This window comes from Symmachiella macrocystis, assembly GCF_007860075.1.
GTDB classification, from domain to species: domain Bacteria; phylum Planctomycetota; class Planctomycetia; order Planctomycetales; family Planctomycetaceae; genus Symmachiella; species Symmachiella macrocystis.
In genome coordinates this window covers 3,925,279-3,951,323 of the sequence record NZ_SJPP01000001.1, presented here as the reverse complement: position 1 = coordinate 3,951,323, position 26,045 = coordinate 3,925,279, and the positions used below count along the sequence as shown (strand labels likewise).

The window sequence follows — 26,045 nt, the reverse complement described above, 5'->3', positions numbered from 1 at the left end:
ATATTCCGTCAACGCACGATAAAAACATCATCAGCCGTTTTGGGTACTAAGGAGAGATCCCCATGCGTCGGACCCTATTGGCAGGATTAATTTTCCTGTCGACTATTATTGGCATTCCCACGATGGATTGCTCAAACAGCACGGCCCAAGTCCACGCCGCCGGCGTTGGGCAACCCAATGATTGGGGCCGTTTTTACCACTATCCGTATGTGTATTATCCCCGCAACTACAGCGCACACATGCGATCCTATGACAGCTTGTATCACCGTTATCCGCCGGAAATGCGGATCCCGGTCTACAATCCCGCTTGGCACAATTTCTACCCGACCGAACGCCCCTACCACTCGGGGAACCACTTCAAATTGGATGTGTTTTAGCAATCGTTCACGGATAGAATTCGCCACAATTACGCCGCCGCCATCAATGGACTGAGACAGGATGTCTCACGAAGGCGGAACACACGGCATTGATGCCGTCGACGGGCAAGAAGCCTATCGACGGCATTTGGCGTTGGTAGCACAACAATCTTCCTGCCAACTCACACCGCCCCACCACAAAAGCAGCTACCGCCTGTCCCTTGAATGCCATCCCATGCACGGTAGAATCAAGAAAGACATCGCATTGACCGCTAACTCGGCGTTTTTTTGCGGGCGTAGCTCAGTGGTAGAGCGTTAGCTTCCCAAGCTAAATGTCGTGGGTTCGATCCCCATCGCCCGCTCTGCGGCGGCTCAGGCGGCGTGGCCGCTTGGTGCGAGCTGCCGCTCGGAGGGGGAATTGGCGTTGGGCAACGCTGCTGTACTCTCGATGGGCATTTGGTAAATGCTCCCCTCGTACGTGACTCGGCAATAATCATCACCCAACCACCACCCGCAGCGACCAACGGGAGCGACCTACCCCACCCCGAGCGGAAGCTCGAACCAAGCGGCCACGCCGCCTAGGCGAGGATTTTGTTGATGACTTGGCCGTGGACGTCGGTGAGTCGGCGGTCGATGCCGTTGTGGCGGAAGGTGAGGCGCTCGTGATCGATGCCTAGCAGGTGCAACAATGTGGCATGGATGTCGTAACAATACGCCGGGTCCTCGACCGCTTTGTAGGACCATTCGTCGGTCGCTCCGTAGGTTACGCCCCCTTTGATCCCGCCGCCGGCCAACCAATTGGTAAAGCCGAAGGGGTTGTGGTCACGGCCCACGTTGCCTTGGCTGCAAGGCATGCGACCGAATTCCGTGGTCCAGAGGATAATCGTATCATCCAGCATGCCGCGCTGTTTGAGGTCTTTGATGAGCCCGGCGATTGGTTTGTCGATGCTGGTGCCCAGGATGCCATGGTCCCGCTCGACGTTTTCGTGGGAATCCCAATTCCGTCGCGGATGCCCGTTGTCTGCTCCGCTCCAAATCTGTACGAACCGCACGCCTCGTTCCAGCATCCGCCGGGCAACGAGACAATTTCGGCCGACTTCAGCGGTCTCGGTTTGGTCCACGCCGTAGAGTTTTTGCGTCGCTGCGGTCTCTTCGGTGATGTCCAATACTTGCGGAGCGCTGACTTGTAGCTTGGCTGCCAATTCGTAGGAACGAATGCGGGCCGATAAACGCGAATCGCCCGGCCGTTGGTCCGCATGTCGTTGATTGAGTTTGGCAAGTACGTCTTGCCCGGCGGCATCGCCAGCGGCGGTCACGTAGCCTGCTTCGGGAGGAAACAAATCGGAGATTGGGTTTTTGGCCGAGGGGCGAATCATGGTGCCTTGATACGATGCCGGCAAAAATCCAGCGGACCAGTTTTGCGGGCCTGAGGGCGCAAAACCGCGACTGTCGGGCAGCACGACGAATGCGGGGAGATTGTCGTTTAGACTCCCCAGTGCGTATTGGACCCACGATCCGGCGCTGGGAAATCCGGGGAGTACAAAACCGGTCGCCTGCATCAATGTGGCAGGGCCGTGAATGTTGGATTTGGCGACCATCGAATGCACGAAGGCAATGTCGTCGGCGCAGGAGCCGATGTGCGGGACGATGTCGCTGATCATCTTGCCGCACTCACCATGCGCCCGCCACTTCCAAGGGGACTGCATGACTTTGCCGGGGCTGGATTGGAACAGCTCAACCTTTTCGCCGGGATCAAACGGCTCGCCATTTTTCTTGAGCAGCGCGGGCTTGTAGTCGAACAGATCGCATTGGCTGGCAGCACCCGACATATAAAACTGCACGACCCGCTTCGCACGCGGCGGATGATGCATGATCGGCTCGAGGCGTCCGCTGGAAGTTTCCGCTAACAGCCCGTCGCGATCCAGCAACGACGCCAGCGCAATCCCGCCCAGTCCACCGCCATACCGCCACAGAAATTCGCGTCGATCAATCGCCACAGGGATTCCGCCTTTCACCAAACCGAGTTCGCATACCTTCAAGAACCATTATTCGCGGTTTTGGTGTGGTGGGCAAGCGAATAAAGATATTCACCACGGAGGCACAGAGTTTACTAGACCATAGGCTATAGACCGTAGGCTTTCGGGTTGGATTGCCAATGCTATTCCTATGGACTACGGTCTAAAGCCTACAGCCTCTTTCCGTCTCCGTGCCTCCGTGGTGAATCTACACAGCATCACTTCTGCTGCCGATACACCTCCGCCAGCAAGTCCTCGATCGATTTGAACTTCTTGCCGCTTTCGGCGACCGTTTCGATTTTCAGACGGGCGTCGGCGGTGGAGTGTCCTAGGCTGAGCAGGGCTTCGTAGGCCTCGGTGAGGATGTCGCCGTCGGTGCTCTTGTCGTCGGGGAAGTCGCGTTCGATCATCAGTGCGAATTTCGCCATCTTGCGACGCAGTTTGGCGACGATGCGTTCGGCGACCGCCGGGCCGATGCCGGGTAGCGCGCTGAGTTGTTTGACGTCTTGTTCCTCAATAGCGGTCGCCACTTCGCGAACCGGTCGGACGATCGCCCGCAACGCCTTTTTGACGCCCACGCCGTCGACGGAACAAATCGCGTCGAAGAACTCCCGCTCGACGTCGTTGGCAAATCCGATCAGTCGCGGCGTAAGGCGGCCTTTTTGCGGATTGCCTTCGATGTATTCGATGGTCTTTAAGCTGACTTCTTCACCAATTTTCGACTGCAACTGTCGTCGCACGAATTCGGGAATGAAGACTTCATATTCAAACGCCCCCACGGCAATCGTCGCTTCCCCAGCAGAAAGCCGCACCAACGGACCGGTAATTTTGGTTCTCAATGTCGTTCCCTCTAGTATGCTGTGCCGCGTGTGTAGGATGCGTCATGACGCACCATTGTCGCTTAGTACGTATAATTTGCCCTCGCCCATATAAGCGATACAAAAAGATTACGATGCGACTGGCATTCTAAGACGGCGGCGGTGAATCGCAAGCCGAGTCGCGGTGTACGGTGTCGGGAGAAAATGCCGGTAGGCAAACGGCGATGTACTCCGCTCCGCCCTCACCCGGCGTGCTATACCGCACCCATTCCCCCGGCTGTGCCACAACGGCTTGGCCGACCTGGACATCTAACTCCCCGGTTTCGTGTTCGACGTGCAACGTACCGCGAATCACGACGGAGATTTCTTGAAACTGCGGTCGCTGTCCCGGTTCCACCCAACCGGCCGGCGAAACCATTCGGGCGACGCTCACATCCGATTGCCCCGTGTTCACCCGCCCAGCGAATTCCTGAATTTCCTTGGGCAAATTCCCTGCTGCTTCAACAACGGTCGGTTGGTTGATCAACGTCGGCATAGACCACCGTCTCCAGAAAGAGTTTTAGTTTTGTAGCATGCGTCGTGACGCACCTTTCTCGCACAAGAAAGGTGTGTTCTCCCAATCGCGCACGGTAAACGCAATCCAGATAGTGAACAAGAGACAAACGGGGAACGATCACTCAAGCTCTGTCGCTAAATCCATTTCAGCAACAGGTGTGCGGCGAATTGGTTCGTGGGGACAATCTATCGTCCTGCAAAGAAAGGTGCGTCGCGGCGCACCCTACATTCCCTCACGCCTGTCTCCTCAATCCTCACGTCTACTCTTCACTTCTGTTCAGCGAACATGAAACGGCCTTCCAGCGGTAGCATGGTTGAGACGGGGCCGACGATGAGCGGGTCGGGTGCTACGGCGATTGATTCGTTTTTGTCAGGATAAGGCAGCCGGTTCAAAAACTCCTGCATGGCGCCGATGCGGGCGCGGCGTTTGTCGTCGGAGCGGATGATCGTCCAGGGGGCATGGTGGGTGTCGGTGAATAGAAACATGCCGTCGCGGGCTTTGGTGTAATCGTCCCAACGCTGCATCGCTTCATAATCCATCGGGCTGAGCTTCCAATGCTTGAGCGGATCCTCCTGGCGGGATTCAATGCGGCGGCGTTGTTCTTTGCGGCTGACGTCGAACCAGAATTTGAAGAGGTGCAATCCGCTGGCAATTTGTGCCGCTTCGAATTCCGGCGCCTGGTGGATGAAGCGTTGGTAGTCTTCGGGAGTGCAATACCCCATCACCGGTTCGACCCCCGCGCGGTTGTACCAGGAACGATCGAAAAACGCGATCTCTCCGCGGGTGGGAAGGTGTGCCACGTAACGTTGAAAGTACCATTGCCCCAACTGGGCTTCGGTTGGTTTCGGGAGAGCGACAACGCGAGCCAAGCGAGGATTGAGGTGTTGCAAGAACCGCTTGATTGTGCCCCCTTTCCCGGCAGCATCCCGGCCCTCAAACACGATGGCGATCTTTTGATTGGCGTCCAGCACCCATTTTTGGACCTTCATTAATTCGATCTGCAGTGCCAGCAGCAACTTGTCGTATTTTTTGGCTTTTAATTTTTTGTCGTAGGGATAGGGACCATCGGCCGACTGAGGATGCGGGATTTTTTCTTCAAGACGGGGCGCGCCGTTTTCCTCTTGAAATTCGGATTGAGATGGTTTGGTCGCCATGGAGATTCACCGATTGCTGAAGCGTTGAGAGATGACAAAAAAAGAGAGTGGTGTCAGTTCCATTATAGGCATACGTACGGGCGGAAAGTCGAATCAAAAATTGTAGCGACAGCGAGTCAGTATCAATGCACGCGTCTCTGAAATCGTGCCGCCTGGGACCGACACAACGGCTCGTTTATTTCCTGTGCGGAAAAATCGTTAGGACCGGTGGGAAGTTTTGAGACGCCGCCGCGAAATTGAGATAGCGCATGATCGGACAACTTGTGAGGACCGACGAACATACGCGTGCTACAACCTCTTTCACAGACAGGTGTTACAAGACAGGACCGCCAGCAAGACCACATTGACCGGTTTCCGTGCGACCGATATACTCCCGCCCCGTCTCAACTATCCCATGCCAAGCCATCCCACGCTGGGCTTGCTCTCATTTTTGGTCAAGGACGACCCGCATGAGCGCGTTACAACCCGCATTAGTCATCCCCACCGTCGAGGTGGCGCGGCTTCGCGCGGGAAAACAGATTATTCGTGAGGAAGCTACTGCGCTCAATTGTGTGGCTGAGAATTTGTCGGTTCAGTTTTCGCACGCGGTCGAGACGATATTGGCATGCACCGGTCGCGTCGTGGTGACCGGCATGGGCAAGGCGGGGTGGATCGGGCAGAAGATTGCCGCCACGTTGTCGTCGACCGGCACACCCGCACAGTTTTTGCATCCCGCCGAAGCGGTACACGGCGACCTGGGGTGCTTGCATGGTGGCGATGTCGTCTTAGCTTTGTCCAACAGCGGCGAAACGGATGAAATCTGCCAGTTGATTCACCATCTGAAATCAATGCCAACCCACTTGATTGCCATTACCGGGCGAGAAACTAGTACCTTGGCTGCGGCGTCCGATATTACGTTGTCGTTAGGACCTGTGGGCGAAGCGGGGCAACTAAAACTTGCCCCGACGAATAGCACAACGGCCATGTTGGCCGTGGGCGACGCGCTGGCGATTGTGCTTAGCGAAGAACGAGGATTCACCCCCCAAGATTTCGCCCGGTTTCATCCAGGCGGAAGTTTGGGCAACCGGCTTAAAACAGTCGCGGAAACCATGCGACACGGTACAGATTTGCGGATTTCCAACGAGACGCGATCGATTCGCGACGTGTTGGTCGGTCTTAGTCGTCCAGAACGCCGCACCGGTGCGGTGATGTTGGTCGATGCCGACGGCGGCTTGACGGGAATTTTTACGGATAGCGATTTGGCGCGGCTGTTAGAACAACGCGCCGACGAACAACTTGATCAACCGATCAGCAACGTCATGACGCGGCGACCGGTTACGATTACTGCTGATGCCATGCTGACTGATGCGCTTGCGATACTCTCGCAGCGACGCATCAGTGAATTGCCGGTCGTCGATCCTGAGGGTTGCCCGGTGGGACTCATCGACATTACGGACGTCATCGGTTTGCTGCCGGATGTCGCCGCCCGCCCCGCCTGACGGTTTCATTCGCACGAACACCCCTTAACGAATCATTTAGGAACTGCTTTGTTTAAACGTCTGGCGATCACCATTTTGGCCACCGGCTGCTTGTGCGGCGCATATGGGTTGTATGCGCTGTGCGTCACGCCGATGGTGCAGCGGGAGATGCCGGTCGTTAAAAAGCAAGTGAAGGCAAAAGTTGATCAACCTGGCAAACGCGGGCAACGGAATGAGATTTCGACCAAGCATCTGCCAAATTCAAAATGGGCCTGGGATGCGCTGTATCAATTCCATGACGGCAACCGGTTTATCTTTACTGAGAAATGGGAACGAAAACCTGAAGCGCCTTCGAACGGTCCTGGTACGAATGGCACCAAAGGGGAAATTGAATTCACTCCATTTGCGATGGTCGTCATCAACGAAGACGACCCGAGCGAGCCACCCTATACACTGGTGAGCCGTTCGGCCGTGCTGCAATTCGAAAAAGGTTTTGAATCGACGAATTACAATCCGGGACGGATTGTTGGCGGGGCGTTGAAAGGCGTGTACGAAATCCGCGGGCCCCAAGGCTTGTGGGCACGGGGGCGCAACTTTTTCTTTCAAGAAAATCCTCCACTGAATCCACAATTCGCCAATGCGGGTGATGCGTCACCATTAGCGTGGAGCGACGACAAGGTCGTCTTTGAATACGACGGTCATCGCGGGACCGGCCACGGGTTGGAGCTGAAGCTGATTCCCGATAACAAGACGGACAGCCGTGATAAACCGGCAATCGCAGGAATCCATACGATCCGCTTGCGTGACCATGTCGAAATGCATTTGCTCAAAGAGGGCAACCGCCCGGGGCAACCGGACGAGCGGGTGCAAATTAACAGCGACGGTCCGTTTGTGTTTGACATGATATCGAACACGGTCTCTTTTAGCGAAGTTGTCAAAGTCATTCGCCGTACACTGGAGGGCAACGATACCTTGGATAGCGATATGCTGCATATCGTTTTCCGCGAAGCCAAAAAAATCGTTCAACAGCCTGCCGAGGAATCGGATGCGTCTCCACCGCGCAAAAAGAAATCCTCAAAGCGGGAGTTCAGTCGGCTCTTAGCGACAGGCAAGCGTGTCTTACTGAAGTCCCAACACAATAACGTGAATGCGACGATGCAGGAATTGACTTACGACGGCGACGAAAAACAAATCGTCATGAAGGACGGTCATCGGGTCCACGTTCGTCAGAAAAACAACGATTTCTACTGTCCGGAATTGACGATCAACCAAGACGAGAACAACGAAATCATCTCCATCCTGGGCCGGGGTGTGGGCTTTATGACGTCCAGTGACCCTGACACGCACCAAGTTGCTTATCGTGCCGAGTGGCAGAAGCAGATTTGGAAACGGCCCGATCCGAAATCGAACCAAGATATTCTGGAGTTCCAAGAAGGCGCCCGCTTGCTTCAGGCGAATAAAATGGGGATTGAAGGGGAACTCATTAGAATTTGGTTGGAAGAAGACGAGACTCCGCGCACAGCGAAAACAGCGCGGGTCGACGAGGATGCATTCGGTTCAAGTCGAAATATAAAAATCCAGCGACTCATGGCGCGCACCAATGTGGTCTTTGCTGCCAGAGATCCGGAAATGTCCGGCAGTACCAAAAAGCTAGAGGTCTGGTTCGAGGAAGGTAAGATCCCTCGAGTCGACGAGACCGCGTTGACTACACCCGCGGCACGAGAACGGCTCGTCAAGTTGAATTATCAGCGTCCACAAAACAGGCAGCGCGGGCCAATTCGTCAGACCACGGCGGCCAGCAAGGCATCGCAGCCGCCTCGCCGTTTGACGAACCACGGTCGCGGTCAAGCATTGGCCTCCACAGAAGATGAAATCTCCGCCGACGCGCTCGACGCTCAAGCCAGTCCTGACAAGGCCGCTGCTCCGCAACAACAACGCCGACCGCCTGTCAGCAAACAAGAACCCTATAGTATCGATGCCGACCGGATTCAAATTCGCGTTATCCGCGAAGGCGAGGAGCACCATGTCTCTGAATTGCGTACTGTCGGGCATGTGTCCATTATCCAGGAGCACAAAAACGGTGATGAGCCGCTGACCATCGATTGTCACAAAATGACGATCCATAACGAAGATATGACCAACGATCATCAGAAGATTTGGATCGAAGGCACACCTGCGGACGATCACACGCCGGAAATGCGTGCTCACCTGCGTGATAAAGGCATGCACGTCGAAGGAATGGAGATCTTCACCAATCGACGTGAGAATCGTATTCAGGTCGGGGGAGCGGGGCTGATGCAGCGACCGGTCTCAAACCGGCTGGATGGCCAAGAATTGAAAACGCCGGAATTGCTCACCGTGTGGTGGAAGGAACGCATGACGTTCGACGGGTTACATGCACGGTTTTATGACAACGTGCGGATCGTGCTTGAGGACAGTGAACTGACGTGCGGGCAGATGGACGTTGAACTCACCAATCGCATTTCGCTGATTGAGCGGGATGGTGATCCGCGACAGGTGGCAGAAATTCGTAAAGTCATCTGCCGCGATGGCGTCCAGATGAATAGCAAACAATTCGAGGGGAACTTGCTCGTCGGAACCCATCGCGGTGAAATTTTTGAACTGGCGATGAATCAGGTGACCGGAGAAATGACCAGTTCGGGCGGCGGTTGGATGGAATCTTGGCGGCGGGACAACGGCAAGGGAGGGGCGCTGGGGCCGGGAATTTCAGCATCCTCGAACCGCTCCGTCCGTTCGGGTGACGTGCAGGAATGGAAATACACAAAAATCACCTTCCGTGGCCACATGGACGGCAACGTCTCCAGTTTCAGCGATTCCAATAGCTCGGCCATGACGAAATTCCACGATGACGTCGTCGTGGTTTATGGGCCTGTCAAACGCCCCACGCAAGTGATCGATCCCGATGACTTGCCGGAGATGGGGGGCATGCTAGCGTCCGATACGTTGCGATTGCGGAGATTGGCTGCCGCGGATCAATCGTCCAAGCCCTACATCACTCTGTTGGCCACCGGCAATGCCCGACTGGACGGACAAAAATATTGGGGACGGGCCGACGAGGTCACCTATGATGGTTCCAGCGAACAATACACGCTGCGAACTGCCCCCAAACATGGATTCGCGGAGGTTTGGGTGCGAGAACGCTTTCAGGGAAAACGCGATTTTCATTACCAAGGGCAGCAAGTCATCGTCAATGAGTTGACGGGAGAGGCTCGGATCATCAACGGAGCCTCGCTAGGTGGAGGGTACTGACCGGTAGGCCGGTTAGTCGCGAAACTTCAAACGTTCTCGTTCCAGCCGCCGGAATAAGAACTCCACCGTTGCCGGCGCAATGTGGTTAAAGTACTCCCAACTGTGCCCCCCAGCAGAGGTAGTCAGGTCCTTTTCATAAAGGATGCCCGACGAGGAGAGCTTGCTGATTAAGCGGTCGGTGCCCTCGAAACAGTCCGCGTCGCGCGGGTCGCAAGCAATGAATTGTTGCGGCGGCCAATTCAGCGGATGGATCTGCAATGTCACCGTGTCTTGACGAGCATCGAGCGCCGACTCATACATTTCGTCTAGCGGAATCCCCTGCCCGAGCCAATTTTGAAAATCGACTGCCGGCGCTAACGCGGCGACCACGGGAAACTCCTGCGGGTACCAGTACGCCAGTCGCAACGCCCCCTGCCCGCCCATGCTCACTCCACTCACCGCGATTGCCGGCGGCTCCGCCCCGAACTGTTCATTGATATAGGGCATCAGGTGCTGGCGAATATACTCAACCGGCGAGATCTGCGCGTCAAACTCAGTGCAGATGCGTTTGCCCCACCACGAGCGTTTCCCATGCGGGCAGACGGCGCGGAGTCCGTATTTTTCAAATTCTGCTGTATAGACCGCATTGTTCCGCAACGTCCGCCCACCGTGTCCATGCAGATGCAACACGACATAATTGTGTTCCGACGGTTGCGACGGCTCGTAGACATCGACCGCTTTGTTGGCGACTTCGACTTGTTTCCAGGTTCCGAGGGATTCGCTCATGATTTTTTTATGTGGGAAGGATCGAAGCAAAATGAGAAATGCTCTGCGGCGGAGTAGCAGAGCTCTATGGATTGTGATTGCGGCGGCAACTTAAGTCGCGGCGATCAAGTCCAAGAATTGTTGCGCGCGTTGTTCAACGACATCCAGGCTCTTGTTCCAGAAATCGGGTTGCGTCAAATCGTAGCCAAAGGTCGACCGGACTGCGTCTTCCGCCGACATGCAACCGGTGGCCATGAGGAATTCTCGGTATTGTTTGGGGAAGTCCCCGCCCGAATCCTGCGACAGCTTGTATACGCCCAACGACAACAAATATCCGAACGTATAGGGAAAATTATAAAACGGCAATTCGCTGATGTAGAAATGCAGTTTGGAGGCCCAAAAATTCGGGTTCCAACCCTCTTCGGCCAGGGCATCACAATACGCTTTACGTTGGGCGGACTGCATCAGATCGTTGAGTTGCTCCGGCGAAAGTTCTCCCTGCTTGCGTTGGACGTGCAACTCGTTTTCGAACTGGAATCGCGCATGGATATTCATCAGAAACGCCACGGCATCACCCAGCATGGAATCGAGGATCGCAATTTTTTCATCGCGACTGTCGGTCCCCGCTAAACGCTGCTCGGCGACAATCGCTTCGGCGAACGTCGATGCGGTTTCAGCCAGATTCATGGGATAGTCCTGCAGCATCACCGGCTGATCCTTCAGAACCCAACTGTGATAGGCATGTCCGAGTTCGTGAGCCAACGTAGAGAGCGCGTCCTCGGAGTTGGTGAACGTCATAAAAATTCGCGATTGTTTGTGTCGCTCGAATCCGGTACAAAATCCTCCTTGCCGTTTGCCGCCACGATCCTCTGCCTCAATCCATCCTCCGGCGCAGGCCAGTTCGGCGAATTCCCCCAAATCGGGACTGAAGCGTGCGAACGTCTCCACGATTTTCTGAACAGCCGCATCATACGTGACGTCCTTAGCCGTCACATTCGTGGGATAGGCCGTAGACAGGTCGTACCAGGCCGGTTTACTCAAACCCAACGCGGCGGCCTTTTTTTGCAGATAGGTCACCAAAACCTCTTTGCGCGCATCGATGGCCGACCACATGGCATCCAGCGTTTCGCGCTGCATGCGATTTTCGTGCAGCGGCACGACCAAATGGTCTTCCAAGCCGAGATGGTCGTAGAGCGTCAAGCGGGTTCCGGCGATGTGATTCAAGGCGTCGGCGCAGCTGCCGGCGATAGAGTCCCAGGCCTTGGTCGCTGCATAGAAATTGTTTTCGCGCACTTCGCGGAGCGGCGCGTCGAGGCGAATCTGCCCCGGCGATTTCCGGACGACGTTCCCTTTGTGCATGACCTCCACGCGCAATTCGCCCGAAATCCTATCATACATCCGCCCCCAGGCATGGAGACCGTCGACCGACAAATCGGCAAAGAGCGTTTCCTGTGGCTTGGGCAACCGCAAAGCTGCATGCCGGCGAGATTCGCCAAAAAAGAACGCGCTGTCGGCCAACTGAGGGGCCGCTGCTAAGAACGCTTCGAATTCAGCATCCGTGGCATCCTTCAGCGCAAACTCGAGATTCGTTGCCATACGTTGTTGATATGGCGTTAATGCTGACAGCGAGGCTTCGAACTGCTGATAGCATTTGTTCTCCGCATCAGCCGCGCAATGACAGCCGATGAATGACTGCAACTCATGGGCACGGCTGGAGATGTCTTCGAAATTCTGAAAGAACTCTACCCAAACCGCGACTCCCTCCGCTGCCCCGCTCACTGCGGGGAGTTGGTCTGATTCATCGGCGACTTTTTGCACGTCGGCGCGAAAGGCATCGAAGACAGCGGTAAACTCAGCGGTGGAAGGTTCTGGGTATAATACGTCAAGATCCCAGTTCAGCGGATATTGATCGGTCATCATGGGGCTTCCGCAAAGTATTAGGAAACTACGTTCAGTCGGCATCGCCTCTGAGTGTAATGTGCGGCGGCGTGCGGCTAAAGCGTCTGCGTAAAATCAGTGACTCCCCCAGTGAGAAGAGCAAACGGAATAAGTATCGCAGGCCACCAATAACCGGAAAAATGCAGCCGAGGGCATTGCAACGATTGTGGTTTGTGGATCCAGACCACTACAATCCCAACTGCTAGGGGGGGAATCCAGACCGGGCGTGGCAAAAAAGCCGGCCTGCGGAGTAATCTTCGAGATGCGAATTCGCACGGCAGCGAAGCGATCTCCGTTCCGTGGAATACGTCAATTCCATCAATTCCTAATGCGATCGGTTGATACATCGCGGCGCGAACATCTTTCAAATTCGTTTGCGTACCGAGTCTCCTAACCCGTATGACGCATGTGAGCCGTTGCAACAACGCTTGAAATCCCGCGATTCCGCAATAAATCTGCGAGAACGCGAGAGGTGGACACTACATCTAAAGAAAAGGATCGGATCATTATGTCTAAATACCTGTTCCCGGCCTTGGTTCTGGCAGCGGCGGGGTTTTCCGCATGCTGTCTCACATCTGTTGCGGACGAACCGTCACAACCGCAAGAGAATCAAGCAGCCATCCAACAGTCAGCCGAAAAATTCACAAAGGCGTTCAATGCGGGCGACGCAGCCACTATCGCTGCACAGTTCACCGAGAATGCGGAATACCTCTCGCAGGACGGCAGTGTAATCGCCGGCCGCGAGGCGATTCTCGAAGATTTCACAGAAACGTTTAAGCAGTCGCCCGGTTTGAAAATTGAAACGACCATCGAGTCGATTCGTTTTCTCGGCAAAGGGGTGGCTATCGAAAAAGGAACAACATGGGTGACCCGCAAAGAGGGGGAAGAGCCGATTCAAAGCGGTTACGCCGTGCTACACGTCAACACCGGCGAAGGTTGGCAAATTGCCCATGTGCGTGAAATCGCAGCTCTGCAACACTCGAACTATCATCGATTGAAGGAACTTGAGTGGATGGTCGGCGAATGGGTCGATGAAGGGAGCGATTCGTTGGTCGTCACTTCTTGCCGCTGGTCGAAGAATAAAAATTTTCTATTGCGTTCATTCAAAGTTCGTATGGCTGGACGAAATGAGCTGGAGGGGACGACCCGCATTGGTTGGGATCCCGAGGCAAAGCAGATCCGTTCCTGGACCTTCGACAACGCTGGTGGATTTGCTCAAGGATTTTGGACAAACGACGGCGACCGCTGGATCATCAAGATGACCGGCATCATCAATGACGGACAAACCGCTTCGGCAACGAATGTTTTTACATTCATTGATGGCAATACGTATACGTGGCAATCGGTGGATCGTATTCTCGGCGGCGAAGTCTCGCCGAACATTGAAGAAATCACGATTGTCCGCCAGGCGCCACCACCTCATTAGACTGATAGATTAACGAATCACAAATACGCCCATTGCTTCTCGCAATACCTGAATTTCCATCTCGCCGTTGAGGCGACTCACAATCCGCTTCTATGCGAGTTTTCCGTTTGAGGAGAAGGTTCGATGAAAAAATACATCTCGATCACCATGGTCATCATCCTGGTCCCCCTGCTGATGAGCGGTGACGCCTTCGGCCGCGGTGGACGTGGCGGCGGACGGGGTGGAGGCGGACGCGGTGGCGGTGCTCGTTCTGGTGGAGGACGTTCTGGTGGAGGACGTTCTGGTGGAGGACGTTCTGGTGGAGGACGTGCCGGTGGAGGACGTGCCGGTGGTGCACGTCCTGGTGGTGGATCGCGTAGCGGCGGTGCCAATCGGAGCGGATCCTTCAGCCGTCCCAGTTCAAGACCGAGCTCACGCCCCAGTTCACGTCCCGGTGGTTCACGTCCCAGCACGCGTCCCGGTGGTTCACGTCCCAGTACACGTCCCGGTGGTTCACGTCCCGGTGGTTCACGTCCCGGTGGTTCACGTCCCGGTGGTTCACGTCCCGGAGGTTCACGTCCCAGCACGCGTCCTGGTGGAAGCCGCCCCGGTATTGGAAGTGGGAACCGCCCAGGTGGCAGTCGCCCCGGTACTGGAAATGGCAACCGTCCCGGTGGAAACCGCCCGGGCATCGGAAATGGTAACCGTCCCGGTGGCAACCGCCCCGGCAACGGAAATCGTCCTGGAGGAGGGCGCCCAGGTATCGGTGATCGCCCGGGCAACCGCCCCGGCAACGGCAACCGCCCTGGCAATGGCAACCGACCCGGCAATGGCAATCGCCCAGGCAACGGGAATCGACCGGGTAACCGTCCCGGCGATGGAAACCGACCAGGCAACCGACCCGGCAACGGTAATCGACCGGGCAACCGCCCCGGCGATGGAAACCGACCAGGCAACCGACCAGGCAACCGACCCGGTAACCGGCCAGGTAACCGGCCAGGGTACGGCAATCGCCCGGGGTACGGTAATCGCCCGGGTTATGGGAACCGTCCAGGTTATGGGGGAGCACGATGGAACTACCACAATAACCGTTACAATAACTGGCATCATGGGTACTGGAACGGACACCGGGGATACGGCTGGCGTGCATATCCGGTTGCATGGGGTTTCGCCGCTTACGGTCTAGGCAGTGCGATCTATAACTGGGGATATGTTCCGTATAGCAATCCGTATTATGTCAGTTCTCCCAGCACTTCTGTCGTTTATAACTACTCGCAACCGATCGAGGTTGCTGCCCCTGATGAATATGGTGAAATCCCAGCGGAATCGGCTCCCGATCCGGCGATGGATGAATTTGATCAAGCCCGTGAAGCCTTTAAGCAAATGGACTACGAACGGGCTTTGCAACTCGTCAATTCGTCGCTGAAGGAAATGCCCAACGACGCGGTCTTGCATGAATTCCGCGGATTGATTTTGTTCGCGATGGGGGATTACGACCAAGCGGCCGGTGTAATTTATGCCGTGCTCTCCGCAGGGCCGGGATGGGATTGGACCACGTTGAGTGGCCTGTACGCCGATCCGGCAACCTATACCGCGCAACTGCGGAAGCTGGAGGAATATCGCAACTCCCATCCCGATTCGGCCAATGTGCGATTCTTATTGGCCTATGAGTACATAACCTGCGGTCACAACGAAGCCGCGGTAAAAGAACTCAAAAAGGTCGTTGAGTTGAACCCGGATGACCAATTGTCGGCCCAATTGTTGGCCGGCATGACCGAAGGCAGCGATGGAGAAGATCCTCCTGCCGAAGTCGAGCCGCCCCCCAGCAAACCCCAGCCGGAAGGCGCAACGGTCGACGGCAAATGGCAGGCAGCGCGTGGCGACGATCGATTTGACTTGGACCTTGCCAAAGATGGCAAGTTCACCTGGGTCTACACCAGCCAGGGCAAAACCGACAAGTTTTCCGGTACTTACACCGCAGGCAACGGGATATTGACTCTCGTTCCCAGTGACGGAGGCGGAGCAATGGTCGGCGATATGTCGTGGGACGGACCTGAGGGATTCAACTTTCGCATGACGGGCGGAGCCCCCAACGATCCGGGGTTGAATTTCAAAAAATAGTCCAATCAGTGCGATTCGGCAGCAGTTTCAGCGAAAATGATGTTGGCGCGAGCTAGTCATCATTTGCGTTCGGGGTCCGCCCACGGTAGCATGAATTTTGCTCTCCACTGGTTATTCAACCCGGAATTCTCCCAGCACTTGAGGATCGTCTACTATGATAATGAAATCTCACCACCGAATCCCTTTGGCGGCCATTGTTGTCGCGACGTTGGTTTGCACGACCAGCCGAGCCGAAGCACAACTCAAAAAACTTTCAACCTATCTGCCGGCCGAAACGAACTCGCTGATCGCGATTGATGTCGAAGCGCTGGAGGCCACGGAAATGGCCATAGCAGAAAAGTGGAAGGAACAGCGGCAAGCGGTCCGCGAACAAGCGGGGAGGACGGGTCCGCATTGGAAACAGGTCCTGATGGGCGCGCTGGTTCAGCCGATGCACCTTGAGTCGACGTGGGAGATCACACTGATTGAAACAGATACCGCGCCGAACATGGAGAATTTGGCCGACGAACTTGAGTCCAACGTCGACAACATCGAAGGCATTCCCGCAGTGGAAACTGGAGGCGAGTCGTATGTCGTTCGCATCGGGGAAAAACAAGGGGCGATCTTGAATCCGGCCAACCGGCAAAAAGTGGCTCGTTGGTTGCGGGCCAAAAAATCCTATGCGCTCAGCGAATATCTCCAGGATGCTCTAAACCGGGTCACCGACCGTACGCCGATTGTTATGGCATTGGAACTGCGGGACGTTACGACGCCGGCGAACGTCCGCGTGCATATCGCCGACCATGAAGCCTTTGAAAAACACCAAGGCCAAGTTGAAGAAATTTCTGAGATTATTGCCAGCGTCCAGGGTTTGTCTTTAGACGTGCAGATTTCGAAAAATGCCGCGGCGATCTTACGGATGGATTTCGACAAACCGGCCGGTCCGCTCAAAGATTACAAGGATCTGATGATCGACCTGTTAGCTGACATGGGTATTCACACCGATGAGTTCCGAGAATGGAACGCAAGTGCGTCGGGCAAGACATGGATGCTGCAAGGCAAACTGACCCGCCAAACAATCGACCGCATGTTTGCGATGGTCGACACGCGGTTCCAGGCCAAAATGCATGGAAAAGGGGAGTATCCCGGCGGTAAAGAACCCGAGGATGAAGCGAGCAAACAGGCGAGAATGGCCCTCAATTACTATCGTGACATTGAGGATATCGTGGCCAAGGTTGGAGACTACCGAGGAGCCGTTGCGACAATGTACGCTCGCTGGTTCCGCGAGCGGGCTGACGACCTGGAAGCCCTTCCCACCTTGGGTGTCGATCCGGAATTGGTTGATTTCGCGCTCAATGTTGCTATTACCCTCCGGCAGACTGCTGGTACGCTCCGAGGAACGTCGTCCCGCAAGGTGCTGCAACAAACCAGCGTGAACCTTAGCCGCGGCGGTTCGTACGGTGCATTCTATGGCGGTTCACGCTGGAGCGGTGGCTGGGGCGGTTGGGGCGGCTCGAGTTATGGGTATTCCCGTGGAGGTGGCCTGTACAATGCCAATGCCGAAGCAGCCGGCCGCGCGCGACGTGGCACGCAGAAGCGGATGATCAGCGTCGAGCAACGGTCCAAAGCGGCCACTGCCACCTTCAATACGCTGGATGCCATCGCAGAAGAGATGGCCAAACTACGGCTGAAAATGACGGACAAATACATGGTTCAGTTTTGAACCGACCGTCCTGAAAGTTGCGCGACATGAAACGCGCTGCTTCTACTACTCATCAATGCAAACAGGCTGGACCCATGGTGGTCCAGCCTGTTTTTTGTTTGTCACGCTTGCGATCGTCACCGATCGGCAACGACTAATTACTTAGCAGCCTTGCGTGTGCGAGTGGCCCGTTTCTTGGCCGCAGCCGGTTTGGCTTTGGTCGAACGTGTGGCCGTCTTGCGTGTAGTGGTCTTGGCACCAGCCTTGGCTTTCGTCGAACGAGTCGCCGTTTTACGTGCCGTGGTTTTGGCGCCGGCTTTGGCTTTCGTCGACTTGGCAGCGGTGGCTCGTTTAGCCGTCGCTGGTTTGGCCTTCGTGGTCTTTGCAGCGCCGGTCTTAGCCTTCGTCGACTTGGCAGCGGTGGTCCGCTTTGCTGTTGCGGTTTTGGCTTTGGTCGATTTGGCAGCTGTGGCCCGTTTGGCCTTGGCCGGTTTGGCCTTCGTGGATTTTGCAGCTCCTGTTTTGGCTTTGGTCGACTTTGCAGCTGTCGCCCGTTTGGCGGTTGTCTTAGCTGCGCCGGTCTTGGCCTTTGTCGACCGGGTTGCGGTCTTGCGTGCGGCGGCCGGTTTTGCGGGGGACTTTGATTTCTTCGCAGCTGTACGTGTTGCCATATTCCGTGGCTCCTAGACTTGAAAAAGAAGGCACCGGCTGTCTTAGAGGTGCTTCTCTTGGGCGCCCAATACAAAGAGAAGCGACGGTTAAAACACTTCATCGCAAAGCGTGCGATGTTTACACTATTTCTTTTGCAGCCATTTAATCCGATCCATCTGCGCGCACTTATAATAGCTTGCAAAAAATCCGTCAAGCGGAAATTCTTGCCATGTAAGCCGTTGCTGAATTTCTGCTGCCCGTAACCAACGAAGTAGCGCAACTTTGAGATTGACGTAACTCGATGGCGGCTAACTTTAGTGTCCCCCACCGATGCGAAAAATTAGGATTTTGGCACGTGAGATGGCCAAGGCACTTGACGCCTCGACACCCGGCGAGAACAATCGACCCTGGGCTCCAGCGAGCCTTCGATTTGTGTTTCACGCTATCTTAAAACGAAGTTCAGAATCGCCATGAAGATCTCCGCGTCTATTCGCTCCCTGAAACCATCCGCCACGATCGCCGCGGCCGCAAAGGCCAAAGAGCTGAAAAACAAGGGCGTTAAGGTTTATGAATTCACGTTAGGCGAACCGGACTTCACCACCCCGCAGCACATACAAGACGCGGCCATCGCCGCCATGCAAGCGGGCCATACGCACTACACCCCCTCAGGGGGAATCGCCGAATTGAAGCAGGCGATCTGCAGCGCGTACGAACGGGATCACGGTCTGCAGTATCAGCCCAGCGAGGTCTTGGTTTCCAACGGCGCCAAACATTCGATCCACAATCTGCTCACCGCCACCTGCGAACCGGGCGACGAGGTCATCATCCCCACCCCTTACTGGGTCAGCTACAGCGCCCTGGTCGAACTGACCGGCGCGACACCGGTGATGGTCGATACCACCGAGGAGAGTGGATTTTGCATGTCGGCTGATCAATTCGCGTCCGCCATCACCGACAAGACGCGTCTGATGATGCTCAACAACCCCTGCAATCCAACTGGCGCTGCCTATCCCGTCGAGGCCTTGGAAGCTATCGCTCAAGTGGCCGTCGAACGTGACGTGCTGGTGATGTCCGACGAGATTTACGAAAAACTGATCTACGAAGGCTCCGAATTCCGCTCGCTGCCCACACTCCGTGAAGGGATGCGGGAACGAACGGTCGTGGTGAGCGGTGTGAGCAAAGCCTATGCGATGACCGGTTGGCGGATTGGTTGGGCAATGGGCCCGGCAGAGGTCATCAAAGCGATGGACAAGCTACAAAGCCAGGAAACCTCGAATCCCTGTAGTATCAGCCAATACGCTGCCATCGAAGCTTTGAATGGTCCGCAAGAGTGTGTGGAAGAGATGCGCAAAGAATTCGCCGTGCGGCGGGAATATGTGCTTGAGCGGTTGCGTGCCTTGCCAGAGGTGACCTTCGCCGAACCGGGAGGCGCGTTTTACGCGTTCTTTAATGTCGCAGCACATTTCGGTCGGCCATTGGGCGGCGGTAAAGTGGTCGACAATGCCAGCGATTTCTGTACCGCGTTGTTGGAAGAAGCGCACGTCGCCCTGGTGACGGGCGATGCCTTTGGTGCCCCGGGATACGTCCGGTTGTCGTTTGCGACCGATTTGGAGACGCTCAAGGCGGGCTTTGATCGGCTCGAGGCGTTTTTGTCGGCCTAATCGCAGAGCGGTCATTTGGAACGGCCGGCGTCAGGCAGGTCACGTTGCCCTGATCCGGCCCGCCCGCTATGATGCGCAACCGGTATACTCCGCCGGGGTTGCGCGGTTTATCTGCCGCTGAAATCATAACCGTTTTCGCAAGAAATGACTCTCCATGAATCCGCCAGATCTCCGTGTGGGGATGGGTCACGATACGCACCGACTGGAAATGGGACGCCCATTGGTGCTCGGTGGTGTGTCGGTCGAATTCGATCACGGACTGGCCGGACACAGCGACGCCGATGTGTTACTGCACGCGATCATCGATGCCCTGCTGGGAGCAGCCGGTATGGGCGACATCGGCGAAGAATTTCCCAACACGGATGCCCAGTTTGCCGGAATTGATTCAGCGGAGTTATTAAAGCGGACCTGGGAAAAGGTCCGTGCCGAGCGTTGGCAACTCATGAACTTAGATTGCACGATTCACGCCCAACAACCTAAGCTCGCACCCCACAAACCACAAATCCGTCGACGTTTGGCCGAACTGTTGGGCATTGATGAATCGATCGTCAACGTGAAAGCCAAAACCGGCGAACACGTAGGGCCGATCGGCCGCGGCGAATCGATGGATGCGACGGCGGTGGTTTTGTTGTGGCGGGAGAATTCTTAGCCACAGATTGAACACAGATTCGCGGGCGGGGAACTGAAAAGTCCCAAACCGACGGCTTGCCGTCGTTCAGAGCGAGCCTTAGTTTTTTTAACTCTCCCAATGTCACTGAGACAATAGTAATATTCAGCATCCTATTCCTTAAAACGACACGACACGGAAGACCTATGACACTGCGCGTTTACAATACGTTGACTCGTCAAAAAGAAGATTTCCAAACCGTCGTGCCCGGCAAGGTGGGCATGTATTTGTGTGGGCCGACGGTCTATAAACCGGCGCACATCGGGCACATGGTCGGGCCGGTGATTTTCGACACAGTCAAACGCTATTTGACCTACGTCGATTACAAGGTCACCTTTGTGATCAACATCACCGACGTTGACGATAAGTTGATCGTGCGGGCGAATGAAAACGGCACGACCGTCGAAGCTCTCGCCAAAGAAATGACACAAGACTACTACGACAACCTGAATACGATGGGCGTCGAATCGGTCGATCTGTTTCCGCATGCGACGGAGCATATTCAGGAGATGTTGGACATCATCTCGAGCTTGATTGAAAAAGATGCTGCCTACCCGCTGGAAGGGGATGTCTATTTCTCGGTCGATGCGGATGAAGATTACGGCAAGCTCAGCCGCCGCAACGTCCAAGAAATGATGGCCGGCACCCGCGTCGAAGCCAACGATCGCAAACGCAATCCCGCCGACTTTGCCTTGTGGAAAAAATCGAAGCCGGGCGAACCCGCCTGGGACAGCCCCTGGGGACCGGGACGACCGGGGTGGCATATCGAATGCTCGGCGATGAGCATGAAATATTTGGGCGAAACGCTCGATATTCATGGTGGCGGCTTGGACTTGATGTTCCCGCACCACGAAAACGAATTGGCCCAATCGGAAAGTTGCACCGGAAAACCCTTTGCCCGTTATTGGCTGCACAACGGTCTGATGCAAGCCAGCGGTGCTCCGGGAAAGGTCGGCGGCGGACACGACCGGCACGGCGATGCCACCGATCAAGCAGCGCAAGAAGCCAACAAACTCGCCGGGTCCAAAGGGGCTGCTTCGGTGAAGGAATTGTTCGCCGTACACCAACCCGAAACGGTCCGCTTCTTTCTCTTGGCAACGCACTACCGCAGCCCGATTGATTTCGGCGATGAACGGATTGCCGAAACCGGCAAAGGTCTCGACAGTTTCTATCGGTTGTTTGAAGCCTACGAGCGAATCAGCGGACAAAGCTTCTACGACATCCAAGCTCCGTCGAAACGGGAATCGACCACGCCCCTGAAAGGGGGTCCCCCCGAGTTGTTCGAAGAACTTGAGCATCTGCGTCGCCGGTTTTTGGATGCGATGGATGATGATTTCAACACAGGCGGCGCCATCGGCACGTTGTTTGAAATGCGCAAAGCAATCAACGGCTATATCAATGCCAACAAACTGGCCGACGGCGGTGCGAATGAGGAGTCAATCGCCACACTGACCACAGCCTTGACCCTGCTCAAGGAATTGGCCAACCTGCTCGGCGTATTTATCAAACCGCTGGAAAAAATAGGTGGTGGCGCGGACGACGAATTCGCGGCCGCCTTAATGGACTTGATCCTCGACATCCGCGGCGAAGCACGTGAAACCAAAAACTGGGGTGTTGCTGACAAAATTCGCGACAGCTTGGCGGCACTGAACGTTGTTGTTGAGGACCGGCCGGACGGTGTGCAATGGAGTCGGTCGTAGAAGGAGTGGCCAGTGGTCGGTGGCCAGTGGCCGGAAACAGGGAGCGTGTTTCTTTTGCCGCAGCGATATCTTGAGGTAACGAACTCGCGGTCGCGCTAACTAAGGATTCCACTATGGATGGTGTTCCGACTCATACGATTCCGCAACTGGGCGAGCGGTATGTGGGGATTGATCCTGGACTGCATCGCACGGGTTATGCGGTGCTGGAACGTGGGCGTCGCGAACCCCGCTTGCTTGAAGGAGGGGTGATTTCCTCGACAGTCGAGAACTCGCTGCACAAACGCGTGCACGAGTTGAGTGTTGGCCTTCAAGAAGTGCTTGATGAGTTTCAGCCTGGTTGCATGGCGATCGAGCAGATTTTCTCCACCGGCAAATATCCCAAACCGGCGTTGTTGATGGCTCACGCGCGCGGTGCGATTTTATTGGCGGCCGCAGAGCGGAACATGCAGGTCGTGCACTACACGCCGACACAGATCAAACGTCTACTCACCGGCAGCGGACGGGCCTCGAAGGAACAGATGCAGCACGCCATCAAAAATGAGTTGCGTCTGGAGGCGATTCCCGAACCCAACGATGTGGCCGATGCCTCGGCTGTGGCGCTGTGCCATTACTACAGTAGCCGCATCACAAACATCAACGCACTGACGTGAGTCTCCAGCGGACGTTATGGGTGATAAACATCCAACGGCTCGTCGCCGCGCCCCAGGCGGCGCAGGTATTTCTCGCCCGCTTCCCCGCGATAGCGTCGCACCCATTCGTCGTACAACTGTCGCTGTTGTTCGTCGCTCAAATCCCCTTCAGTGGCGTTTGTTAATGCTTCTTGCCGCAGCGTATAGAGCGTAATCGCCGCGGAGACCGAGACATTGAGGCTTTGTGCGAATCCGACCATGGGGATCAAAAAACGCATGTCCGCCTGCGAATCGGCGAACTCACTGGCTCCGGTATGTTCGTTGCCGAACACCAGTGCCAACGGTTGCGACTTTAATACGGGCAATAGATGTTGCGGTCCCGCTAACGCATCGTCTGAAAGCCCGCTGACCGCAATTTTGAATCCATCGCGGCGCAACTCCGCATACGCCTCTTCGATATCGACGTGCGTACGGATGTTGACATGATGATGCGAACCACCGCTGACGCGTCGATTCACTCGATAGGGCGTCTCACCCACAATGACATGCAGCCGGTTGATGCCAAACGCGTCGCAGGTTCGCGTGACAGCTGTGGCATTGTGCGGATCGTGGCAGTCCTCAACGACGACTGCGATTCGTCCGGTCCGTCGCAACAGCACTTGGCGATATCGCGCAACCCGTGCAGCGGTCATCTGCGCATCGAGTGGATGTTCAGGGACGGGGCTGGCCAAAATCGGCAAGTCGCGAACCGCATCGCGCGTGCGGCCATTGGCGGCTTTGGGCATGGTGACATTCGTTCCCGCAGGGCAAACACAGTCCGCCCGTCGGCCAACTGCTTCTGTTCACACGTCGTAGTACATGGCGAATTCAAATGGATGTGGTCGGGCACGGAGCGCCTCCACTTCATGTTCTGTTTTGTACCAAATCCACGTATCAATAACATCCTCAGTGAACACGTCGCCGCGCAACAGGAATTCGTGGTCATCCCGCAAGGCATTCAATGACTCTTCTAAAGAGCGCGGCGTCTTGGCGACCGTCTCCAACTCATCGGCCTGCATGTCGTAGATATCCTTGTCCAACGGCGGGCCGGGATCGATTTTGTTTTGGATACCGTCCAAGGCCGCCATCAACATGGCTGAAACCGCCAGATATCCGTTGGAGGAGGGATCGGGGCAACGGAATTCAAAACGCTTTTTGGCCGGACTGGGGCTATAAACAGGAATGCGGATCGCTGCGGAACGGTTTTGACTGCTATAGGCCAGATTCACCGGTGCCTCAAACCCCGGCACCAGCCGCTTGTAGCTGTTGGTCGTCGGAGAACAAAAGGCCAACAATGCCGGAGCATGTTTCAAAATCCCACCCATGGCATACATCGCCACGGGGCTCAACCCCGCATAGCCGCTGCCGGCGAAGAGCGGTTCGTCGTTTTTCCATAATGAGAGGTGGATGTGCATGCCCGATCCGTTGTCATTCCAAATCGGTTTGGGCATGAAGGTCGCTGTCTTGCCGTGCCGCGCTGCCACATTTTTGACGACGTATTTATACAGCAGCAGGTTGTCCGCCATATTGACCAGCGGCTGATATTTCATGTCGATTTCGCACTGGCCACCGGAAGCGACTTCGTGATGTTGCGACTCGACTTCGACGCCACAATCCATCAAAGTCAGCATCATCTCGGTGCGGATGTCCTGCAGCGTATCGGCCGGCGGGACGGGAAAATAACCTTCTTTGTAGCGGATACTATAGCCCGCATTGCCCGCTGCCCCTTCGCGGCCGCGATTCCATTGGCCTTCGCTACTGTCGATGTGATAATAGCCTTCGTGTTCGTTTTGCTCGAATCGCACGCCGTCGAACAAAAAGAACTCCGCTTCAATACCGAAAAAAGCAGCGTCGGCCAGACCGGTCGACTTCATGTAGTTTTCAGCTTTGCGAGCGACATTGCGGGGGTCCTTAGCGTATTCTTCGCCGGTGACGGGATCATGAATGTTACAATACAGTGCCAACGTGCTTTGCATGAACGGATCGACCATCGCCGATTCCGGTACGGGGATCAGCAGCATGTCTGCTTCGTTGATCGCCTTCCAGCCGCGGATAGAGGAACCGTCGAAACCGAATCCATCCTCGAAGCTTTCCTCCGTGAGCGCTTGCATCGGCACGGTAAAGTGCTTTTGCATTCCTGGAAAATCCATGAACCGTAGATCGACAGCTTTGATTTCCCGTTCGCGGCAGAGCGCGAGAACTTCACGTGGGGTCATGGAATTTTTCCTGACAGTCAGTTACGTCAACATGTATGATCGCAAGTCGAAATCTAAGGCGGCGACATCATTGTGGGGGATGTCCCAATCCTGCCTGTGGCCTCTGGCACGGCCAGACAATAGCCCACCAGAATACCCGAACTAGAGCGAAACACGCGCCCTTTGACGAAAAAATTGGAGTCAAAACCCAAAAATGCCTAATTTTAAGGCAAAATTTGCAGTACTCGTGCATGATTGGCCCGAATTTCACTGGGACCTCATGCTCGAAAAACAGGCATCACTGCGCACTTTCCGGCTCTCCCACCCGCCCGATCAACCCGGCGCAGTCGTCGCGGAGCCGCTCGCGGACCACCGAAAAGTATACCTAGGCTACGAAGGCGAGGTCAGTGGTAACCGGGGAACCGTCACCCGGTGGGACAGTGGTACGTACGAATTAGTCTCCGATACGGACCTGCGAATCGAAATCCGCTTAGAGGGCGAGCGATTGACCGGTACAGCGGTGTTATCGCGGGAAGCGGATGAGGACGACTGGACGTTCGCTTTGACGTCCGCCTCGTGAGCTGTGGATTGCAACAGATGGCCGCGACAAACTACTCGGCCGATTCGGTTTCGAACGTCGCCAGTTGGGTCGGCGATTCGTTCAGCTCGGTGGACTTGTTGAGCAGAGCCATTTTTTGCGACGTATATTCCGCATCGGTCAGCGCCCCGGAGTCAAAGGCCGCTTTGAGATGCGTCAATTGCTCGCCGACCGAGGGAACGACAGTCGTCTTTTCACCGATCGTTAAGGCCAAGCAACCGATCAGCAAATTCAACATCAACAACGCTCCGCACAGCAAGGCAGGACGCATGGATCGACTCCGCAGCATTGAGAAAGGTGAGGCGCAATTTGGAGTAAGAGCGAGGAGAGGGGCGGGAATTTAACCGGGCGGTCAAAACCGGTCAAGGCGAATAGCGACCGCTTATCTCA

Annotated in this window: 22 protein-coding genes and 1 tRNA gene; 14 read left to right on the top strand and 9 right to left on the bottom strand. The window is 55.7% G+C overall.

Features of this window, described 5'->3' with window-relative positions; all coding sequences use genetic code 11:
- The first annotated feature begins 122 nt into the window (after positions 1-122).
- Positions 123-377 (top strand): hypothetical protein, encoded by a 255-nt coding sequence (locus CA54_RS15305; RefSeq protein ID WP_390816757.1) that lies wholly within the window; start codon positions 123-125, stop codon positions 375-377.
- Positions 378-646: 269 nt separating this feature from the next.
- Positions 647-718, top strand: a tRNA-Gly gene (locus tag CA54_RS15300).
- 216 nt (positions 719-934) lie between these two features.
- On the opposite strand, the gene CA54_RS15295 is transcribed toward CA54_RS15300, so the two are convergent.
- From CA54_RS15295 to ppk2, 4 genes are all read right to left on the bottom strand, one after another.
- Positions 935-2,347 carry a DUF1501 domain-containing protein gene (locus CA54_RS15295; protein ID WP_146372407.1) on the bottom strand — a complete coding sequence of 471 codons (1,413 nt, stop codon included), beginning with the start codon at positions 2,345-2,347 and terminating at the stop codon, positions 935-937.
- Between the two features lie 242 nt (positions 2,348-2,589).
- Positions 2,590-3,210, bottom strand: a complete 621-nt coding sequence (gene ruvA / locus CA54_RS15290) for a Holliday junction branch migration protein RuvA (RefSeq protein WP_145378841.1) — start codon at positions 3,208-3,210, stop codon at positions 2,590-2,592.
- A gap of 127 nt (positions 3,211-3,337) precedes the next feature.
- On the bottom strand, positions 3,338-3,724 hold the full coding sequence (locus CA54_RS15285; protein WP_146371689.1) for a cupin domain-containing protein: 387 nt from the start codon (positions 3,722-3,724) through the stop codon (positions 3,338-3,340).
- Positions 3,725-4,011: 287 nt separating this feature from the next.
- Positions 4,012-4,899, bottom strand: coding sequence for a polyphosphate kinase 2 (gene ppk2 / locus CA54_RS15280; protein ID WP_146371688.1), 888 nt, complete (start codon positions 4,897-4,899; stop codon positions 4,012-4,014).
- 449 nt (positions 4,900-5,348) lie between these two features.
- On the opposite strand from ppk2, the gene CA54_RS15275 reads away from it, so the two are divergent.
- Both CA54_RS15275 and CA54_RS15270 read left to right on the top strand, forming a co-directional pair.
- On the top strand, positions 5,349-6,377 hold the full coding sequence (locus tag CA54_RS15275) for a KpsF/GutQ family sugar-phosphate isomerase (RefSeq protein ID WP_146371686.1): 1,029 nt from the start codon (positions 5,349-5,351) through the stop codon (positions 6,375-6,377).
- Between the two features lie 48 nt (positions 6,378-6,425).
- A complete protein-coding gene (locus CA54_RS15270) occupies positions 6,426-9,626 on the top strand; it encodes an LptA/OstA family protein (protein ID WP_146371684.1) in 3,201 nt (1,066 codons plus the stop codon).
- A 12-nt stretch (positions 9,627-9,638) separates the two neighbouring features.
- Here the strand turns inward: CA54_RS15270 and CA54_RS15265 are convergent, their stop codons facing one another.
- Positions 9,639-10,391, bottom strand: a complete 753-nt coding sequence (locus CA54_RS15265) for an alpha/beta hydrolase-fold protein (RefSeq protein WP_146371683.1) — start codon at positions 10,389-10,391, stop codon at positions 9,639-9,641.
- A gap of 90 nt (positions 10,392-10,481) precedes the next feature.
- Positions 10,482-12,290 (bottom strand): M3 family oligoendopeptidase, encoded by a 1,809-nt coding sequence (locus tag CA54_RS15260; protein WP_146371681.1) that lies wholly within the window; start codon positions 12,288-12,290, stop codon positions 10,482-10,484.
- A gap of 526 nt (positions 12,291-12,816) precedes the next feature.
- Here CA54_RS15260 and CA54_RS15255 point away from each other — a divergent pair.
- From CA54_RS15255 to ruvC, 9 genes are all read left to right on the top strand, one after another.
- Positions 12,817-13,734, top strand: a complete 918-nt coding sequence (locus tag CA54_RS15255) for a YybH family protein (protein ID WP_146371679.1) — start codon at positions 12,817-12,819, stop codon at positions 13,732-13,734.
- 328 nt (positions 13,735-14,062) lie between these two features.
- The gene (locus tag CA54_RS29845; RefSeq protein WP_231963075.1) at positions 14,063-14,899 is read left to right on the top strand and encodes a hypothetical protein; all 837 of its coding nucleotides are present in this window, start codon (positions 14,063-14,065) and stop codon (positions 14,897-14,899) included.
- 158 nt (positions 14,900-15,057) lie between these two features.
- The gene (locus CA54_RS29840) at positions 15,058-15,834 is read left to right on the top strand and encodes a tetratricopeptide repeat protein (protein WP_231963074.1); all 777 of its coding nucleotides are present in this window, start codon (positions 15,058-15,060) and stop codon (positions 15,832-15,834) included.
- A gap of 154 nt (positions 15,835-15,988) precedes the next feature.
- Entirely contained in the window at positions 15,989-17,536 is a 1,548-nt protein-coding gene (locus CA54_RS15245; protein ID WP_146371677.1) for a hypothetical protein, read from the top strand.
- Positions 17,537-17,698: 162 nt separating this feature from the next.
- Positions 17,699-18,202 carry a hypothetical protein gene (locus tag CA54_RS15240; RefSeq protein WP_146371676.1) on the top strand — a complete coding sequence of 168 codons (504 nt, stop codon included), beginning with the start codon at positions 17,699-17,701 and terminating at the stop codon, positions 18,200-18,202.
- 434 nt (positions 18,203-18,636) lie between these two features.
- Positions 18,637-19,827 carry a pyridoxal phosphate-dependent aminotransferase gene (locus tag CA54_RS15235; protein WP_197532481.1) on the top strand — a complete coding sequence of 397 codons (1,191 nt, stop codon included), beginning with the start codon at positions 18,637-18,639 and terminating at the stop codon, positions 19,825-19,827.
- A gap of 154 nt (positions 19,828-19,981) precedes the next feature.
- Positions 19,982-20,476, top strand: a complete 495-nt coding sequence (gene ispF / locus CA54_RS15230) for a 2-C-methyl-D-erythritol 2,4-cyclodiphosphate synthase (RefSeq protein ID WP_146371673.1) — start codon at positions 19,982-19,984, stop codon at positions 20,474-20,476.
- Between the two features lie 164 nt (positions 20,477-20,640).
- Positions 20,641-22,194, top strand: coding sequence for a cysteine--tRNA ligase (cysS, locus tag CA54_RS15225; protein WP_146371671.1), 1,554 nt, complete (start codon positions 20,641-20,643; stop codon positions 22,192-22,194).
- A 113-nt stretch (positions 22,195-22,307) separates the two neighbouring features.
- Positions 22,308-22,844 (top strand): crossover junction endodeoxyribonuclease RuvC, encoded by a 537-nt coding sequence (gene ruvC / locus CA54_RS15220; RefSeq protein ID WP_145378853.1) that lies wholly within the window; start codon positions 22,308-22,310, stop codon positions 22,842-22,844.
- A 14-nt stretch (positions 22,845-22,858) separates the two neighbouring features.
- Here the strand turns inward: ruvC and CA54_RS15215 are convergent, their stop codons facing one another.
- Together CA54_RS15215 and glnA are read right to left on the bottom strand one after the other, a co-directional pair.
- The gene (locus CA54_RS15215; RefSeq protein WP_146371669.1) at positions 22,859-23,608 is read right to left on the bottom strand and encodes a TrmH family RNA methyltransferase; all 750 of its coding nucleotides are present in this window, start codon (positions 23,606-23,608) and stop codon (positions 22,859-22,861) included.
- 57 nt (positions 23,609-23,665) lie between these two features.
- Positions 23,666-25,078, bottom strand: coding sequence for a type I glutamate--ammonia ligase (gene glnA, locus CA54_RS15210; RefSeq protein WP_145378855.1), 1,413 nt, complete (start codon positions 25,076-25,078; stop codon positions 23,666-23,668).
- 193 nt (positions 25,079-25,271) lie between these two features.
- On the opposite strand from glnA, the gene CA54_RS15205 reads away from it, so the two are divergent.
- A complete protein-coding gene (locus CA54_RS15205; RefSeq protein ID WP_146371667.1) occupies positions 25,272-25,637 on the top strand; it encodes a DNA polymerase ligase N-terminal domain-containing protein in 366 nt (121 codons plus the stop codon).
- 31 nt (positions 25,638-25,668) lie between these two features.
- Here CA54_RS15205 and CA54_RS15200 read toward each other — a convergent pair whose 3' ends face one another.
- On the bottom strand, positions 25,669-25,926 hold the full coding sequence (locus CA54_RS15200) for an SHOCT domain-containing protein (protein ID WP_146371665.1): 258 nt from the start codon (positions 25,924-25,926) through the stop codon (positions 25,669-25,671).
- Between the last annotated feature and the right edge of the window lie 119 nt (positions 25,927-26,045).

Bases quoted from the DNA above. Each gene is read 5' to 3' on its own strand.
- CA54_RS15235 (WP_197532481.1), top strand. From the start codon at position 18,637: ATGAAGATCTCCGCGTCTATTCGCTCCCTGAAACCATCCGCCACGATC.
- CA54_RS15215 (WP_146371669.1), bottom strand. From the start codon at position 23,608: ATGCCCAAAGCCGCCAATGGCCGCACGCGCGATGCGGTTCGCGACTTG.
- CA54_RS15265 (WP_146371683.1), bottom strand. From the start codon at position 10,391: ATGAGCGAATCCCTCGGAACCTGGAAACAAGTCGAAGTCGCCAACAAA.
- ppk2 (WP_146371688.1), bottom strand. From the start codon at position 4,899: ATGGCGACCAAACCATCTCAATCCGAATTTCAAGAGGAAAACGGCGCG.
- CA54_RS15285 (WP_146371689.1), bottom strand. From the start codon at position 3,724: ATGCCGACGTTGATCAACCAACCGACCGTTGTTGAAGCAGCAGGGAAT.
- glnA (WP_145378855.1), bottom strand. From the start codon at position 25,078: ATGACCCCACGTGAAGTTCTCGCGCTCTGCCGCGAACGGGAAATCAAA.
- CA54_RS15305 (WP_390816757.1), top strand. From the start codon at position 123: ATGGATTGCTCAAACAGCACGGCCCAAGTCCACGCCGCCGGCGTTGGG.
- CA54_RS15245 (WP_146371677.1), top strand. From the start codon at position 15,989: ATGATAATGAAATCTCACCACCGAATCCCTTTGGCGGCCATTGTTGTC.
- ispF (WP_146371673.1), top strand. From the start codon at position 19,982: ATGAATCCGCCAGATCTCCGTGTGGGGATGGGTCACGATACGCACCGA.
- CA54_RS15205 (WP_146371667.1), top strand. From the start codon at position 25,272: ATGCCTAATTTTAAGGCAAAATTTGCAGTACTCGTGCATGATTGGCCC.
- CA54_RS29840 (WP_231963074.1), top strand. From the start codon at position 15,058: ATGGATGAATTTGATCAAGCCCGTGAAGCCTTTAAGCAAATGGACTAC.
- CA54_RS15260 (WP_146371681.1), bottom strand. From the start codon at position 12,290: ATGATGACCGATCAATATCCGCTGAACTGGGATCTTGACGTATTATAC.
- ruvC (WP_145378853.1), top strand. From the start codon at position 22,308: ATGGATGGTGTTCCGACTCATACGATTCCGCAACTGGGCGAGCGGTAT.
- CA54_RS15275 (WP_146371686.1), top strand. From the start codon at position 5,349: ATGAGCGCGTTACAACCCGCATTAGTCATCCCCACCGTCGAGGTGGCG.
- CA54_RS15255 (WP_146371679.1), top strand. From the start codon at position 12,817: ATGTCTAAATACCTGTTCCCGGCCTTGGTTCTGGCAGCGGCGGGGTTT.
- CA54_RS15200 (WP_146371665.1), bottom strand. From the start codon at position 25,926: ATGCGTCCTGCCTTGCTGTGCGGAGCGTTGTTGATGTTGAATTTGCTG.
- cysS (WP_146371671.1), top strand. From the start codon at position 20,641: ATGACACTGCGCGTTTACAATACGTTGACTCGTCAAAAAGAAGATTTC.